This is a genomic window from Lysinibacillus xylanilyticus (assembly GCF_001708185.1).
Classification (GTDB): domain Bacteria; phylum Bacillota; class Bacilli; order Bacillales_A; family Planococcaceae; genus Lysinibacillus; species Lysinibacillus xylanilyticus_A.
Genome location: NZ_MDDN01000013.1, coordinates 70,514 through 85,982, shown reverse-complemented (window position 1 = coordinate 85,982; position 15,469 = coordinate 70,514). Strand labels below are relative to the sequence as shown.

At 36.6% G+C, this 15,469-nt stretch carries 17 protein-coding genes; 12 read left to right on the top strand and 5 right to left on the bottom strand.

What is annotated here, in order from left to right:
* Positions 1–7 precede the first annotated feature (7 nt).
* Entirely contained in the window at positions 8–1,264 is a 1,257-nt protein-coding gene (locus BFJ97_RS18570; protein WP_068986139.1) for an ATP-binding protein, read from the bottom strand.
* A gap of 746 nt (positions 1,265–2,010) precedes the next feature.
* Here BFJ97_RS18570 and BFJ97_RS18565 point away from each other — a divergent pair.
* From BFJ97_RS18565 to BFJ97_RS18555, 3 genes are read left to right on the top strand one after another with little or no spacing between them, the layout of a single operon-like run.
* The gene (locus BFJ97_RS18565; protein ID WP_068986138.1) at positions 2,011–2,214 is read left to right on the top strand and encodes a PLDc N-terminal domain-containing protein; all 204 of its coding nucleotides are present in this window, start codon (positions 2,011–2,013) and stop codon (positions 2,212–2,214) included.
* A complete protein-coding gene (locus BFJ97_RS18560; RefSeq protein WP_068986137.1) occupies positions 2,211–3,101 on the top strand; it encodes an ABC transporter ATP-binding protein in 891 nt (296 codons plus the stop codon). Before BFJ97_RS18565 ends, BFJ97_RS18560 begins: the two co-directional genes overlap by 4 nt.
* Complete coding sequence (locus tag BFJ97_RS18555) at positions 3,098–3,880, top strand: ABC transporter permease (protein ID WP_068986136.1); 783 nt, start codon at positions 3,098–3,100, stop codon at positions 3,878–3,880. The genes BFJ97_RS18560 and BFJ97_RS18555 overlap by 4 nt, the downstream gene beginning before the upstream one ends.
* A gap of 111 nt (positions 3,881–3,991) precedes the next feature.
* Here the strand turns inward: BFJ97_RS18555 and BFJ97_RS18550 are convergent, their stop codons facing one another.
* Positions 3,992–4,645, bottom strand: coding sequence for a GAP family protein (locus tag BFJ97_RS18550; RefSeq protein WP_068986135.1), 654 nt, complete (start codon positions 4,643–4,645; stop codon positions 3,992–3,994).
* On the bottom strand, positions 4,642–5,406 hold the full coding sequence (locus BFJ97_RS18545) for a MerR family transcriptional regulator (RefSeq protein ID WP_068986134.1): 765 nt from the start codon (positions 5,404–5,406) through the stop codon (positions 4,642–4,644). The genes BFJ97_RS18550 and BFJ97_RS18545 overlap by 4 nt, the downstream gene beginning before the upstream one ends.
* A gap of 253 nt (positions 5,407–5,659) precedes the next feature.
* Between BFJ97_RS18545 and BFJ97_RS18540 the strand changes: the two genes are divergently transcribed.
* Positions 5,660–6,364, top strand: coding sequence for a CBS domain-containing protein (locus BFJ97_RS18540; RefSeq protein WP_083227097.1), 705 nt, complete (start codon positions 5,660–5,662; stop codon positions 6,362–6,364).
* Positions 6,365–6,382: 18 nt separating this feature from the next.
* On the opposite strand, the gene BFJ97_RS18535 is transcribed toward BFJ97_RS18540, so the two are convergent.
* On the bottom strand, positions 6,383–7,102 hold the full coding sequence (locus tag BFJ97_RS18535) for a DUF421 domain-containing protein (protein WP_083227096.1): 720 nt from the start codon (positions 7,100–7,102) through the stop codon (positions 6,383–6,385).
* Positions 7,103–7,218: 116 nt separating this feature from the next.
* On the opposite strand from BFJ97_RS18535, the gene BFJ97_RS18530 reads away from it, so the two are divergent.
* Positions 7,219–8,421 (top strand): MFS transporter, encoded by a 1,203-nt coding sequence (locus BFJ97_RS18530; protein ID WP_068986133.1) that lies wholly within the window; start codon positions 7,219–7,221, stop codon positions 8,419–8,421.
* Between the two features lie 46 nt (positions 8,422–8,467).
* On the opposite strand, the gene BFJ97_RS18525 is transcribed toward BFJ97_RS18530, so the two are convergent.
* Positions 8,468–9,154 carry a universal stress protein gene (locus BFJ97_RS18525; RefSeq protein ID WP_068986132.1) on the bottom strand — a complete coding sequence of 229 codons (687 nt, stop codon included), beginning with the start codon at positions 9,152–9,154 and terminating at the stop codon, positions 8,468–8,470.
* A gap of 359 nt (positions 9,155–9,513) precedes the next feature.
* Between BFJ97_RS18525 and BFJ97_RS18520 the strand changes: the two genes are divergently transcribed.
* From BFJ97_RS18520 to BFJ97_RS18490, 7 genes are read left to right on the top strand one after another with little or no spacing between them, the layout of a single operon-like run.
* Positions 9,514–11,925: a Na+/H+ antiporter subunit A gene (locus BFJ97_RS18520; protein WP_068986131.1), complete on the top strand. Its 2,412-nt coding sequence runs from the start codon at positions 9,514–9,516 to the stop codon at positions 11,923–11,925.
* Positions 11,915–12,337: a Na(+)/H(+) antiporter subunit B gene (locus BFJ97_RS18515; RefSeq protein WP_068986130.1), complete on the top strand. Its 423-nt coding sequence runs from the start codon at positions 11,915–11,917 to the stop codon at positions 12,335–12,337. Before BFJ97_RS18520 ends, BFJ97_RS18515 begins: the two co-directional genes overlap by 11 nt.
* Before the next feature lie 3 nt (positions 12,338–12,340).
* On the top strand, positions 12,341–12,679 hold the full coding sequence (locus BFJ97_RS18510) for a Na(+)/H(+) antiporter subunit C (protein ID WP_068986129.1): 339 nt from the start codon (positions 12,341–12,343) through the stop codon (positions 12,677–12,679).
* Entirely contained in the window at positions 12,672–14,177 is a 1,506-nt protein-coding gene (locus tag BFJ97_RS18505) for a Na+/H+ antiporter subunit D (RefSeq protein WP_068986128.1), read from the top strand. The genes BFJ97_RS18510 and BFJ97_RS18505 overlap by 8 nt, the downstream gene beginning before the upstream one ends.
* Positions 14,177–14,659 carry a Na+/H+ antiporter subunit E gene (locus BFJ97_RS18500; protein ID WP_068986127.1) on the top strand — a complete coding sequence of 161 codons (483 nt, stop codon included), beginning with the start codon at positions 14,177–14,179 and terminating at the stop codon, positions 14,657–14,659. Before BFJ97_RS18505 ends, BFJ97_RS18500 begins: the two co-directional genes overlap by 1 nt.
* A complete protein-coding gene (locus BFJ97_RS18495) occupies positions 14,659–14,943 on the top strand; it encodes a Na(+)/H(+) antiporter subunit F1 (protein ID WP_068986126.1) in 285 nt (94 codons plus the stop codon). The genes BFJ97_RS18500 and BFJ97_RS18495 overlap by 1 nt, the downstream gene beginning before the upstream one ends.
* A complete protein-coding gene (locus tag BFJ97_RS18490; protein ID WP_068986125.1) occupies positions 14,921–15,280 on the top strand; it encodes a Na+/H+ antiporter subunit G in 360 nt (119 codons plus the stop codon). The genes BFJ97_RS18495 and BFJ97_RS18490 overlap by 23 nt, the downstream gene beginning before the upstream one ends.
* The last annotated feature ends 189 nt before the right edge of the window (positions 15,281–15,469 follow it).

Sequence of the window (15,469 nt, the reverse complement as noted above, 5' to 3'; positions counted from 1 at the left end):
ATTTCTATTAGGAAGAAGGAATAATAATAGAAAACTGTGTTCCCTTTCCCTTTTCACTTTTTATTTCTATATCTCCGTTTAATCCTTTTACAATACTGTATGCAATCATCGTACCTAGCCCGGTTCCCTTCTCTTTTATAGAATAAAACGGCATAGCGATTCGATTTATCTCCTCAGAAGACATTCCAATTCCTGTGTCAATAATATCAATCACAATACGATTCTTTACCTTTTTCACATTAATTCGGAGCATCCCTCCATTAGTCATGGCTTCAATCCCGTTCGTTGCAATGTTAATTAAACACATTTTTAGATTATCGGTGTTGGCATATATATAGTAGGAACATTCATTATCGCTTTCAACTTTAACATTACATTGGATGGCGATCGGTAAAATAACCTCTATTACTTGCTCAACAATTGGTCTAATATCTAATAATTCTCTTGCAACATTTTGTGGTTTTATAAGGGACAAATAATCGTTAATAACGAGTTGCGCTTTTTCTAACTCCATTAGCATGACTTGTAAATAGTCATCCTTTTGCGTTTCAGAGATTTCGTTTTTACTAAACATCTGCATAAATCCATATACCGTAGTCAACGGGTTTCTTATTTCATGGGCTATAGACGCTGCTAATTCACAAGTCACCATGAATTTTTCTGCACGGTGAATTTTTCCTTTCATTTTAAACCTTTCTATCATTCCTTCAATTAAATAAAGAGACAATAAAACAGTCAGAATATTGATCACTATATAATTGAATAAAAAGTAAATAAAATCAGGTTGAATTTTATCGTTTATTCGTATTTGGTTCATTAAAGCGAATATAGAAAAGGAAATAGTGCAAAGAGACATAAGCAGTAAGCTGAACAATATTTTTCTTTTTTTATAATAACCAGCAAGAAAATATTGAGATACCATAGTAATGGAAGTGGCCATAAAATATACAATAATGGCAGGGTAGACTCCGTCTCCGCCTAAGTAAAAACGGTAAGAAACAAATATAACAGTAATAAAAATAAAACTCCTAAAACCACCATAGAGAACAGCTAAAAGGATTGGGATAAGCCGTAAATCATATATGTATCCATAATCAAACTTAAAAGGGAATGTCATACATAGAACAACCGCAATGGATGAAAGAAAGGAAATTAATATAGTATTACGCGCTTCTTTTCCATCTTTATCTAACCAAAATATTTGATAGAAAAAAATACAAATGATAATAATGAATGCATTTAATAATAATGTCGTTATCCCCATGATCAGCGCCCCTAAATTGAGTAATAAATGCTATAAAAGTGATAAAACACAAAAGGTTAAGATAATTATAAACATTTTTTCAAAAAAAGAAAGATGTTGAAAAAAGTGTAAAAAAAAATTTGACTAACCTGCACCGTTAGCCACCCATGTAGCGCAAAAACCAATGCTACATCACAGAAAATAAAAGGTGATTAAGGTCTTTCATGGGAGTTCAATAATAGCAAACCAAAAAAGGCAATACCTTTAAAGAATCGCACTCATTTAGACTAGTTAAAATATATTCTTGATTAAACGAATCACTATTCTTGGTATAAATATTAAAATGTTCCAAACTATTTCAAATAAGATTGAATCTCGAATTTCAATAAGTATGTCTTTAAAAATGCCGCCCTGACCATTCTCTTTCCTAATTTTCATCCTCTATCTCCTAATAACTCAATATTTACTATTTCACCCCTACTAATAATTGTAGTGTAGCATTTTGTAATTTGATGAGTAACCTTGATTTTCATTACCTGCTCCGTTAATTTAAGTATATTTCTTCACATACTTTAAAGAGAGGTCAACATAAATATCCAATTAAAATCATCTCACGTTTAAGAAATATATAGAGGAGAAGCTGCATTTTGGGTATCAGCTGGCAATAAGTTTTTGGTTTGTATGTCCGTAATATTTGTAAATTTTTTCTATACACATCAGAGCAAAATTGTTATAGTGATGATATAACAAAGGATGAGGTGATCTGTATGATGGAGGAGTTAGCAAAAGTTCCATGGGCAGTCATAGCGCCACTAATCATAGTTCAATTTATTTTAATGATTGTCGCTTTAGTCGACTTACGTAAAATCCATGCAACAAATGGGCCGAAAATTTTATGGGTGTTTATTATTATTTTCGTTAATCTTTTGGGGCCAATTGCGTACTTTATAGTTGGGAGAAAGCAAACATGACGACATTACTGCAAGTAACAAGCCTAACAAAGCAATTTGCAGGAAAAGTAGTAGTTGATGGAATTGATTTCACATTAGCAGAAAATACATCGACAGCATTAATTGGACCAAATGGTGCAGGTAAAACAACGACTTTATCGATGTTAACAGGTCTATTAAAACCTACCTCTGGAATTGTAAAAATGTTAGATGGTGATTTAAGATCTACTATTGGCTTTTTACCACAATTTCCGCAATTTCATCCTTGGCTAAGTGCGCTAGAGTTTACTGAAATGGCTGCAAAGTTAAATGGTGTGCCTGCAAACAAGGCAAAATTAGAAGCACAAAAGACACTTGAGTTTGTGGGGCTAGGCAATGATATAAATAAGAAAATTGCTACATTTTCTGGTGGCATGAAGCAACGGCTAGGTATTTCCCAAGCAATTGTGCATAAGCCTAAATTATTGTTATTAGATGAGCCTGTATCTGCTTTAGATCCAGTTGGACGTAGGGAAGTACTTGATTTGTTAAAAGATCTACAACAAGAAACAACCATTTTATATTCGACTCATATATTGAATGATGCCGAGGAAATGACAGATCAATTATTATTTTTACGTGATGGAAAGCTAGTAGAGCAGGGAACATTGCATGAAGTGCGAGAACGCTTCGATGAACCAAATTATGTTGTTGAATTTAACACTGAAGAAGAGGCCGACCATTTTATTCAATCTGAACATATAGGCAAAGCGAAGGGCCGTTATGTATATATAGAAATCATTGATGAAAAGGAGAGTATGCAGGAGCTACTGCATCATTTAAGTAATGCTCCTTATAAAATACGGAAAGTGGAACGACAAACAGCTTCACTTGAAGAGATTTTCATGAAGGTGGCGAAAAAAATATGAGAGGATTTAATGTCCTTCTGCAAAAGGAATTCAGAGAAGCTTGGCGAAGCTGGAAGTTTTTATGGATACCTCTTGTATTTGCATTGCTCGGTATGAGTGATCCACTGACAAACTATTATATGATGGATATTTTAAATGCTGTTGGTAATTTACCGGAAGGCTTTGAAATGTTGATGCCAGAATTAATGCCAGTTGACCTATTACAAGCGTCCATCGGGCAATTTCAGACAATCGGGTTACTCGTATTAATGGCTACTTTTGTAGGGGCCATCAGTAAAGAAAGAGCAAGTGGCATGGCTACTTTATTGTATGTCCGTCCTATATCGTTTGGCGCTTATTTTTTGAGTAAATTTATCGTTATGAGTACTGTTGGTTTTGTTAGTATTTTAGCTGGTTTTGCCGCGAGCGTTTACTACACGGTCGTACTTTATGGGACCTTTGAGATAGGGTCACTTGTGGCAAGTTTTTTCACGTATTTTTCTTGGCTACTCTTTGTGCTAGCAGTGACATTGATGATGAGTGCTACCTTTAAAACAATAGTTGCGACTTCATGTGCATTTATTGTTATTTTTATGGGGCAAATGATAAATGCAATAGTCGGCACATTTTGGACAGTATCCCCGTGGAAACTACCGTTATATGGCGTTCAATTAATTAGGGGCACGATGGAAATGTCTGATTTTTGGTGGAGTCTCATGATGACAATAATATTGACAATTGTTTGTATTAGTATTGGAACTTTCACGATGAAGAAAAATGCATCGATGACGAAAATTTAAAGGAAACATGGTAAAAATCTGCGTAAATTCTTTTGGTAGAGTACGAGCGCGAGAACTAAAAAAGCGTGCCTTGCCAATAGAAAATATAGCGGATTTTTACCGTATTATTTCTTAAATCATACCACCATTCATCAGTAAAATAAGACCAACTAAAAACATTACCCATGAAAGAGCTGAACTTGTGCTTTTATCAAAAAGTGCTTGTATTTTTCTTAACGGCGTAGTCATAAAGCGTCTGAATAGTATGTGTAAGCCGAGCAAGATGATTGCTGGCGTAATCATCATTAGATTATACCCGGCTATAATGGGCAACCATTCATAAAAAGCTAAATGATTACTTGTTAAAATGCCGATTGTAGCGAAATAGGGTAAAGCTGTTGCCACTTCTAATAGAGAAGTTGTGAACCCTAAAGCAATCATTGCTTCTATACTAAACGATTTTGGCTTAGGGGATCCCGAAGTATTTTTCTTCGGTACTAACCAACTCCCGACAAATAATATGGCACCTACAATTGTCATTACTAATCTAGCAGAATGGCTATTTAATGCATTGGCAATTGGATCAAAAACTACATCTAAGCCAAGCATTAAGAAAATGCCTGTACAAAAATAAAAAAAAGCTACTGTCGTTAAATATGCTAAGAGTAGTCGACTTTGCTGCTTTTTTGCCACAAGCAATACGTATACAGTCACACCGATTATAGCTGGACTAAACATATCTAATATAGCTAAGCCACCAATTAACAATAAACTTTCTGTGCTCATTGTTGGGGATCCCCTTTACTAATATTTTTAGCTTCATAAATAGTAAAAGCCTGATCAATAAAATGTAAGAAATCTTCCGCTAACGGATACAAGCCAAGCTGTTCGGACTGTGAAGAGGATTTTCGTATATCCCACATCTTTTCTAAAAATGATTCATTCCCTTTGTATTCCTCTGCTGCTTTTTCCATCATTCGTTTAATAATGCGTTGCACTGAAGCTGATTCAGCATCATAGCTTTCCTTCAATTCCCTTAATTGACCTAATAAACTAATCCACTCTAAAGAATGCGGATCATTGCGATTTATATTCGGGAGCTTTTGTATTAGCTTCAAATCAGTTTCAGAAAATATTTGTTGTCGAAATGCCTGCTTTTTCCCATTTTCTTGAGTAGAAAGTTTAATGATCTTTTGAATAAGTGATTCATTTAAACTTCCCTCGATGGTCAAAGCATGTTGTAATCCTAGTATAGCGCTTTCCATTTGCTTTAACTTGTTTTGCTCTGCTTGAACAAACGCAAGCTGATGATCTAAGCTTTCCGCCCAATCCCAAGATTCATTGAGTAATGGCTGAATTTCTTTTAAACGAAATCCTAATGTTTTTAAAAATACGATTTGTTGTAGTGTTTTCAACTCTTCTTCACCATATAATCTGTGTCCACCTTCTGTTTTGGCTGTCGGGAATAATAAGCCAATCTCTTCATAATAACGCAGTGTTCGAACAGAAATCCCTGTTTGTTTTGATACTTCATGAATGACAAGCAATTAGCGCGCCCCCTTTTTAACTGTTACCAATATTGTACAAAATGACGTTGCGTAACTTTCAAGTAGTTTAGAGAAAAATTTTTTATTCTTCATTCAGCAGAGATTTTTGTAGCAAAAGCAAAGTGTCTAGGGCTATATTATGTACATCACTTATCTTGGAATATCCAAAACTTAGGAATATAATGTAGCTATAACTAGGATTTATCAAATAACTCGGAAAATATGAAAAAATAAATAGGGGAAGGTGAAAAAATTGGATATAGAAAATTCCAATCGCTTTCTTACAGCGTTTAATCGGATAGATCACAGGTTAAGAGATATTATCGGTGCAAAGGATTTTATGCCCTTTTATCGTCTTATCGATCAAGCTAAGAAGAAGGATGTACTAGTTCGTAAATACGAAGACGATTTGCGCTCGTACGCAGATTTACGAAATGCAATTGTTCATCATCGTACGTCCTTCGAATATGTAATTGCTGAACCACATATAGACGTAGTGGAAAGAATTGAATATATAGAGGGAAAACTGGCTAAGCCAAAACTTGTAGGACAAATGTTTTGCAAAAAAGTACTAGCTTTTCAGGAAACAGATTCGTTAAAACAAGTATTAAAAGTTATACGCCATCGTAAATTTACACAGTTTCCTGTATACAATAAAGATCAATTTAAAGGACTTGTGACGACAGTAGGAATTACAAACTGGCTAGCTATGGTAATGGTAAGCAATCAAATACCTAAGGAAGTTCCGACTTTGCACGACATTTTATTACATGAAAAAAATAGAGTGAATTACAAATTTGTGAGTAGATACATAACGATATACGAGGCTGAAGATATTTTTAAACAAGGCGTAGAGCGGGGAAGCCGTTTTGAGGCGTTATTAATAACGGAGCATGGGAAGCCACATCAAAAACTAATCGGCATCGTTACACCACTGGATATTGTAAAAATAGATTAAGCAAGACGAGACAAGCTGTTAAGGGCTTGATCGTCTTGCTTTATCCTTCAAGCTTACATATAGAGAGCCGTTTGCTTGAACTTGGGCAAAAAAGACATCTTCCACAGATTGGATATTTTGTTTTTTTAGCTTCTTCATAAGCCAATCTTCAGTCAACTCAAGTTCAACTAAGTTTTCATAAATAACCTGCCCATCTGAAGCTACTTCTGTTGGTATATAGGTTGGTGGTGTTACATCGGCCTTTACATCTTGTTTTGTAGCTGATTGTTCAGTAGGCTTTGGTAGCACACTAAGTTTACCCGTTGTTTCAAGTAATGCATATTGCACATCTTGTACAGAAAATATGGCTTGTTCTCGTAGCATCATTGTTAACTCATCCATATGCAAACGATTTTTCCTTAAAGCAGATTCTAAAATAAGTCCATTTTGAATAAGGATTGTAGGCTTATCATCAATGAGAACACGTGCTTTTTTAGATTTAATAGTAATAATAGTCATAAAATATGTTAAAGCACCCCACCAAATAAGAGAAATCATACCATCTAAAAAAGGGGTTTCAGTTTGTGAAGCAATTTCTGCAGCAATCGATCCAAATGTAATCCCTGTAATGTAATGGAAAAATGTTAGTTGACCTAGTTGTTTTTTTCCTAGGACTCGTGCCAGAATAAGAAGCACAAAGAAGGAAAGTGTTGTCCGAAGAATCATTTCCCAAAAGTTAGCATGAAAAAAACTTTCCATATATATATCAACTCCTTTAAACTACTGTCGAAAAATAGCTTGTGCAAAAAAGTCAATTGTATGCGACAATTATTCGTAAACGGAATTTTTAAATAATTCAGAAAGTGGGTGGCAACATGAAACAGGTTGGAAATTTTAATAACCCTGTTTATCCAATAATGATTGCAATAGCTGTTGCCCATCTTATCAATGATACGATGCAGGCCGTTATTCCAGCGATGTTCCCGATATTAAAGAGTGATTTAGGTTTAACCTTTACACAAATAGGGCTTATATCATTTGTCCTTAACATATTTGCCTCTGCTTTACAGCCAGTTGTTGGATTTGTCAGTGATAAAAAGCCGATGCCATATGCGTTGCCAATTGGTATGACTAGTTCGTTTATTGGTATTGCCATAATAGCGTTCACAACGCAATATTGGATCATTCTTATTGCGGTATTATTTTTAGGTTTTGGTTCGGCTATATTTCACCCTGAAGGATCAAAGGTGTCATTTATGGCAGCAGGTCCGAAAAGAGGACTTGCACAGTCAATTTATCAAGTAGGGGGGAATTCTGGTCAAGCCCTTGCGCCGCTCATTAGTGCCTATATTTTTGATGTTTTTGGACAACGTGGTGCCGCAATTGTCTTAGTGGCGGCAACGTTCGGAATTATTTTGTTGAGTAAAATTGCGGGATGGTATAAAAAGCAGTTGGAGCAAGAGCGCGTAGCAAAGAAAAAACGCGTGTTAGTTTCTACATTGCCCCCTTTAACAAAAAAACAAGTAGGTATTGCGTTAACGTTATTATTTACTATTATTTTTGCACGATCATTTTATACCACTAATATTACAAGTTTTTATGTATTTTATTTAATGGACCATTATGATGTTAGTCTTCGTCTTGGACAAATTTTAATTTTTAGCTTTATGGCATTTGGCGTCATTGGAACATTTTTCGGCGGTTCATTATCAGATCGGATTGGTAGAAAAAACGTTATTTTACTATCCGTTGTTGTACCAATGCCGTTTTGTTTAGCACTGCCGTATGTACCGTTATGGGCAGCTATGATATTTTTAGTAATTATCGGTACGCTCATTATGATTAGCTTCTCGGTAACCGTTGTCTATGCACAGGAGCTTGTCCCGACAAAAATTGGTACAATGGCGGGTTTAACAACTGGCTTTGCTTTCGGAATGGGGGCAATTGGAGCGATGGTAATTGGTGTATTAATGGATCATCGGGGTATCGATTTTACAATGATGGTCGTATCTTTGCTACCATTATTATTACTCGTGGCATTTTTCTTACCGAAGGATCAACCAGCTTCAGCGGTATAAGAACTTCCAGATAGATAAAAAAACGCGTCCTCGTGGAACGCGTTTTTTATTGACGTAGTGGTGATAAAAATTCAGCAGGTAGTCTTTCCTTATCTGCTACATAGCCTTCTAATATGTGGACTTCATGCATTTTATCATTGTAAGTGAATTTGAAAATGCCATTATCAAAGTCGGTGCCGATTTCTTTGAAAAATATACCCTCAATTGATACATATTTAGGACATGTAAATGCTACCTTAAAGTCTTCATTTTCTTTGATTAAATAAGCACGTACACCTTTTTCGTATGTATCGTTTGCATCATTGTCAGTTGGACGTTGGACAGCAACGATGTGAAAATCAACAAAAGGAACCTCTTTTAACAAGACGTTTAAGAATGAGCCCTTTGTAATTTCCTCCCAGCGACTCTGTGCGCTTTGGCCTACGATGATTTGTGAAATTCCATAATTTTTTGCCACTTCTGCAATAACCTTTTGTATGGGGCGTTTTTCATTATCCAGTAATATGAACTTTTCAATCTCAAGCTCTTCAGATAACTTTTTCCATTGCTCGATGTAGCTAGATTTCTCTGCATCAAATGCATCGAGGGGTTGCGAATCGACCGAAAGAATATACAATGGACAGTCTAACATTGTAGCCATTTTATGACCGCGTCGTATTAAACGTTCACCGTTAAGTCCATAGTAGACACAAACTAAAATACTTTCGTCTAAGCGCCCTTTTACATGCTTCATAAAAATTCCCACCTCATATCTTGTTGTTATTTTGTTATTTCTACTGTCTATTTTGAAAAAAGTATCTTAAAACAGCTAAAATCAACACTGATACAGTGCATTGTGCTCATTTATATTGTATACTTGAAAATGTATAAAAGTTAATGAAAATATATCGGGAAAACCTTGAGGAACGAGGTTTATCTCTATGCTTTACAGCGATTTACTTTATGCATCTTGTGTATTTAAACCAATTGCTTCTATATGCCACACTATTATGCAGTTAGTTAAATAGATAGTCAAGCGACTTTATATCTATGGTTTTTCGCGCATAGTCAATAGCAAATTGCTGGACGAAATTGATAGTAGGAGGTTTTCATTTGGTTACAGTTCTCATTGCGATACTTTTACCATTTATTTGTGCTGCGCTTATTCCCTTACTCTATAGGCGACTAAGGCGTATTACACATCTTGGCTGGTTTGTTTTATCTGTTCCATTCATTCTGTTTCTTTTACTCGCGCGCTACATTCCTCAAATTGCCGAGGGTAAAACGTTTATCCATACATATGAGTGGGTTCCCTCTTTTAATATAAATTTCTCAACTTACCTGGACGGACTAAGTATGATTTTTGGTTTGCTAATTACGGGTGTAGGTAGTTTAGTCATTTTATATTCTATTTTCTATTTATCAACGAAAGAATCTCTTCATCATTTTTACTGCTATTTATTACTATTCATGGGCGCTATGCTTGGCGTCGTCTTTTCAGATAATTTAATGGTATTATACACATTTTGGGAGCTAACAAGTGTGTCATCATTCCTGTTAATTGCATTTTGGCATCATCGTAAAGCCTCTCGTGCTGGTGCAAGAAAAGCCATGACAATTACCGTTTTCGGTGGCCTTTCAATGCTTGCGGGCTTTCTAATGCTTTATGTAGCATCAGGGACATTTAGCATTCGTGAAATCATAGCCAATGTCGAGGTTATACGTGATCATACACTGTTTATCCCAGCGTTAATCCTTATTCTAATCGGTGCATTTACTAAATCCGCACAGTTTCCTTTCCATATTTGGTTGCCAGACGCGATGGAGGCACCGACACCAGTCAGCGCTTATTTACATTCGGCAACAATGGTAAAGGCAGGTATCTATTTAGTTGCGCGTTTTTCCCCAGTGTTTGGAGGCGAGGCTGTTTGGTTCTGGTTAGTCAGTGTGATTGGTCTTATAACGTTGTTCTGGGGTTCATTTAATGCTGTGCGTCAAACTGATTTAAAGGCGTTATTGGCTTTTTCAACGGTTAGTCAGCTTGGTTTAATTATGTGTTTATTTGGGCTAGGATCAGTCGGCCATTATTACGGTTATGCTGAAAATTCTATACTTTATACGCAGGCAAGCTTTGCGGCGTTGTTTCATCTTATTAATCACTCAACATTTAAGGGCGCATTATTTATGATGGTCGGTATTGTCGATCATGAGGTGGGAACACGCGATATTCGTCGTCTCGGTGGTTTAATGGCCTTAATGCCTGTAACCTTTACAATTGCAGTTATTGGTAGTTTTTCTATGGCTGGATTACCTCCTTTTAATGGCTTCTTAAGTAAAGAAATGTTTTTCGCTGCAGTACTAGCTATTCGTCATGTAGAAGCCTTTTCAATTACTGATTTGGGACTGTTATTTCCTATAGTGGCATGGGTGGCAAGTATCTTTACATTTGTTTACAGTATGATTTTAATAAGCCGAACGTTTTTCGGAAAACTACAGCCTGAAAAGATGGATAAAAAACCCCATGAAGCGCCATTAGGTATGCTACTCTCGCCAATCATACTGTGCGTATTCGTAGTTGGAATTTTCTTTTTCCCTAATGTGCTAGGACATTATATTTTAGAACCTGCTATGGCGAGTATTTATCCAACATTCCCATCAACTAGTGAATTAACACCACATATTCATGCTTGGCATGGCATTAATGCAGAATTGCTAATGACTCTTGGTGTCATTATTATTGGGATTTTCTTATTTAAAACGTTAAACAGCTGGAAGCCTGTATATCGAATATTCTCTCAAAGATATGCGTTTAATACGTACTACAATCGTATGCTTGAGTTTAGTGAAAATAGTTCTACAAAGCTTACTAATCGCTATATGACAGGTAATCTAACACATTATTTTGTCTATATATATGTATTCTTTGTTGCCTTAATTGCAGGATATTTTATTTGGTCGGATACGATTGCATTTGATTTTGCGAAGGATTCTACAATTGAGTCTTATGAGCTCATTTTAGTGTTTGTGATGATGTTCGCAGCAGTCTGGATGATTTTCGCCAAAGGACGTGTAACGGCGATGTTGTTGAATGGCGTGTTAGGCTATTCAATTGCGTTTTTCTTTGTTATTTTCCGTGCTCCTGATTTAGCGTTAACTCAATTAGTCGTTGAATCTGTGACAACTGCTTTATTCCTTCTTTGCTTTAAATATTTACCTGATTTAATGCCTGACGCCTCCCATAAAAAAGTGCAATGGTCTAAGGCGGTTATATCCATTTTCGTTGGTGCCACTGTTACATTAGTAGGCTTAGCGGTTGTCCATTTCGATCGCTTTGAGCCAGTGTCCACTTACTTTAATGATTCCTACGAATTAGCGGGTGGTTCAAATGTTGTTAACACCATATTAGGCGACTTCCGTGCATTTGATACGATGCTAGAAGTGGTTGTCCTTCTGATTGCTGGCTTAGGCGTGTATACACTAACGAAGCTAAAGCCACGAAAGGGGGAGACGGATCATGAAAATTAATGACGTTATTTTACGTACGGTTACAAAGACAATCGTATTCATTATTTTAACTCTTGGGATTTATCTATTCTTTGCAGGGCATCATGCTCCAGGTGGAGGTTTTATAGGTGGTCTCGTGCTGGCTTCAGGCATTGTTCTACTGTATTTAGCATATGACATTGAGACGGTGCATAAAGGGATGCCATTTGATTTTAAAAAGGTTGCAGCACTTGGCGTTTTACTGGCAACAGGCACAGCTATTGGCTCACTATTTTTTGATGTGCCGTTTCTATCGCAAGCTCATAGTTATATAAATGTGCCGATATTCGGGGAGATGAGCTTTTCGACTGTCACGCTTTTCGAAGCTGGCGTAGCTTTAACTGTTGTAGGTGTTGTGGTCACAATTATTTTAAGTATAAGTGAGGATGAATAGCCAATGGAGTCATTAATACTAGTTTTAGTGGGTGTATTAGTAGCTGTTGGGACGTACTTAATCCTCTCGAAACAGTTATTACGTGTGATTTTAGGAACTGCGGTATTATCGCATGCGGCGCATTTACTGATTTTAACGATGGGTGGATTGAAAAAGGGGAACGTACCACTCTTAGAAGAATCAGAAGGTCCTTACACAGATGCTCTACCGCAAGCCTTAATTTTAACTGCGATCGTGATTAGCTTTGCAGTGACGGCGTTTGTACTTGTTCTCGGTTACCGAGTCTATAAAACGAACGGTTCGGCGAATTTTGATGAATTGAGAGGTACGCCGGATGAGTAATCTGATTGTTTTACCATTAATTGTGCCGATTATTACGGCAATTTTACTTGTGTTTTTACGTGAAAATGTTATGTTGCAGCGCATCATTAGTTTATTGACATTAAGCTTTGTTGTCCTCATTAGTGTTATTTTATTGCTAGAGATTCAGGACCAAGGCGTGATGCGTATTGATTTTAGTGGCTGGGCACCGCCATTCGGCATTTTATTTGTTGCTGATTCATTCGCAGTCTTACTTGTGTTAATAGCAAATATTGTCGCAGCCATTTGTTTGTTATATGCCATGTTCACAATCGGTAAGAGCTATGAAAAGATGTATTTTTACCCGTTTGTCTTGCTTATGGTAGCGGGAGTTAATGGCTCATTTTTAACAGGGGATATTTTTAACTTGTTTGTGTGCTTTGAGGTTATGTTACTTGCTTCTTATGCACTTATTAGTTTAGGTGGCGATAAAATTCAGCTACGTGAAGCATTAAAATATGTGCTGATTAATGTTGTTGCGTCTTGGATTTTCCTAGTGGCATTAGCTTTTTTATATGGAACCGTTGGAACATTGAATATGGCACATATTTCTGTCCGTGTTATGGAGGCTGGGGCTGACCCCCTTATTACGACTGTAGCGCTCATTTTCTTAATTGTCTTTAGTTTGAAGGCTGGACTATTATTATTTTTCTGGCTTCCAGGCTCATACAGTGCACCTCCAACAGCTATAGCCGCACTTTTTGCAGCATTATTAACAAAGGTTGGAATTTATGCCCTTGTTCGCACCTTTACATTACTTTTTCCAAATAACACTGAAGTGACGCATATGGTACTTGGGATTATGGCAGGGCTGACGATTATTGCTGGATGTATGGGAGCACTGGCAGGGAGAGATGTAAGAACAATTGCTGCTTATAATGTCCTTATTGGTGTTGGATTTATAGTAGCTGGTCTTGCCATCGGTACTGAGTCTGCCTTACAGGGCGTAACATACTATTTGATGCATGATATGGTGGCTAAAGCCATGTTGTTTTTAGCCGTTGGGATGATGATTTATGTTACTGGTGAAACGGTAATCGATAACATGAGTGGGCTTATTCGGAATTATCCTTTTTTTGGATGGCTTTTCTTTATTGTTATGTGTTCACTTGCAGGGATTCCACCGTTAAGTGGATTTTTAGGTAAGATTTTAATTGGACAAGGTGCAATTGAGGGCGGAAATTTTGTTCTACTAGGGCTAGGGTTTTTATCTAGTTTAATTGTTTTATATTCACTCTTACGAATATTTCTTTCCTCATTCTTTGGGGAAACAATTATTAGTTTAGAAGATGAAAAGCCTTTACCGAAGCGCATTGTATTGCCATTAACCTTGTTGGTAGCTTGTACAATTGGTTTAGGAATTGGAGCGGAATGGATGGCGCCATATGTAATAGATGCAGCGGAAACACTCTACACACCATCAATCTATATTGATGCAGTGTTGGATGGTACAACATGGCAAGGTGAGGTGAATAAATAATGGCGATGCAATTTATCTTGAATTTATTTATTGCAACACTTTGGTTATTGTTACAAGATGAAGTGATTCCGCAGTTTTCGACATTTTTAATGGGGTTTATCGTAGGAATAGGGATATTATATGTCATGCATCGCTTTTACGGCACACAATTTTATTTGCGACGTATGTTTTCAATTATAAAATTATTATGGCTCTTTAACTGGGAGCTCCTAATATCGAGTTACAGCGTGTTAAGACAAATTACTACGCGGAAACTAAATATTACTCCTGGCATATTTACGTATAAAACAGAGCTCAAGGGAGATTGGGAAATAACAGCACTTGCGTTGCTCCTCACACTTACCCCAGGTTCAGTAGTGATGGAGGTTTCTGAAGAGGGCGATGTGTTTTATATCCATGCAATGGATATTGAACAATCGAAAGAAGCTGTCGTTCGTTCCATAGGAAAATTTGAACAAGCAATCATGGAGGTGACACGCTAATGATTGAAAAAATTTTACTGTTGGCGCTTGCATTATTCAGTGTATCTATTGCGTTATCGCTGTTTCGTGTTATTCGAGGTCCTTCGTTGCCTGATCGTGCCATAGCACTTGATACAATTGGTGTTAATTTACTGTCAGCAATCGCTATTGTTTCGATTGTCTTGAAAACAAAGGCGTATTTAGAAGCCATTTTAATATTAGGTATTTTAGCTTTTATCGGCACCATAGCGTTTACGAAATATATTGAAAGAGGTGTGATTGTTGAACGTAGATCAAATGATTGAATGGGCGGCGGTCATCCTTATTTTGATTGGCTCCATTGTAAGTGTTATTAGTGCATTTGGGATGATTCGTTTACCTGATGTATACACACGCTCACATGCTGCGACGAAAAGTTCGACATTGTCGGTTTTAACCTGTCTATTGGGCACATTTATTTACTTTTGGGTGCATGACGGATATGTTAGTGTACGTTTAATTTTAGGTATTGTCTTCGTCTTTGTAACAGCTCCTGTGGCAGGGCATTTAATATGTCGCGCGGCGTATCGCTCTCGCGTACCTTTAGCGGAAGGATCGGGAGAGGATGAGTTGAAGGAAAAGCTATTCGCAGATGAAACATAAGATAAGTAGAAGACCTCCAATTTTTGGGGGTCTATTTTTTTTAGAAATCTAAGTTATTTTATGGAATTCTTGCGATGTAGGGATAATTGTAGAGCAATTAGAAAATAGTAAGATAACGTGCATTTAAGGTAAGTTGGTTTTTAGGTTTGAATAAATTGATTTATCAGAAAATTTTGTGTATAATATTTT

Coding starts and splice junctions, on each gene's coding strand:
- BFJ97_RS18570 (WP_068986139.1), bottom strand. CDS start 1,264: ATGGGGATAACGACATTATTATTAAATGCATTCATTATTATCATTTGT.
- BFJ97_RS18565 (WP_068986138.1), top strand. CDS start 2,011: ATGATGGAGGAGTTAGCAAAAGTTCCATGGGCAGTCATAGCGCCACTA.
- BFJ97_RS18560 (WP_068986137.1), top strand. CDS start 2,211: ATGACGACATTACTGCAAGTAACAAGCCTAACAAAGCAATTTGCAGGA.
- BFJ97_RS18555 (WP_068986136.1), top strand. CDS start 3,098: ATGAGAGGATTTAATGTCCTTCTGCAAAAGGAATTCAGAGAAGCTTGG.
- BFJ97_RS18550 (WP_068986135.1), bottom strand. CDS start 4,645: ATGAGCACAGAAAGTTTATTGTTAATTGGTGGCTTAGCTATATTAGAT.
- BFJ97_RS18535 (WP_083227096.1), bottom strand. CDS start 7,102: ATGGAAAGTTTTTTTCATGCTAACTTTTGGGAAATGATTCTTCGGACA.
- BFJ97_RS18530 (WP_068986133.1), top strand. CDS start 7,219: ATGAAACAGGTTGGAAATTTTAATAACCCTGTTTATCCAATAATGATT.
- BFJ97_RS18525 (WP_068986132.1), bottom strand. CDS start 9,154: ATGAAGCATGTAAAAGGGCGCTTAGACGAAAGTATTTTAGTTTGTGTC.
- BFJ97_RS18515 (WP_068986130.1), top strand. CDS start 11,915: ATGAAAATTAATGACGTTATTTTACGTACGGTTACAAAGACAATCGTA.
- BFJ97_RS18510 (WP_068986129.1), top strand. CDS start 12,341: ATGGAGTCATTAATACTAGTTTTAGTGGGTGTATTAGTAGCTGTTGGG.
- BFJ97_RS18505 (WP_068986128.1), top strand. CDS start 12,672: ATGAGTAATCTGATTGTTTTACCATTAATTGTGCCGATTATTACGGCA.
- BFJ97_RS18500 (WP_068986127.1), top strand. CDS start 14,177: ATGGCGATGCAATTTATCTTGAATTTATTTATTGCAACACTTTGGTTA.
- BFJ97_RS18495 (WP_068986126.1), top strand. CDS start 14,659: ATGATTGAAAAAATTTTACTGTTGGCGCTTGCATTATTCAGTGTATCT.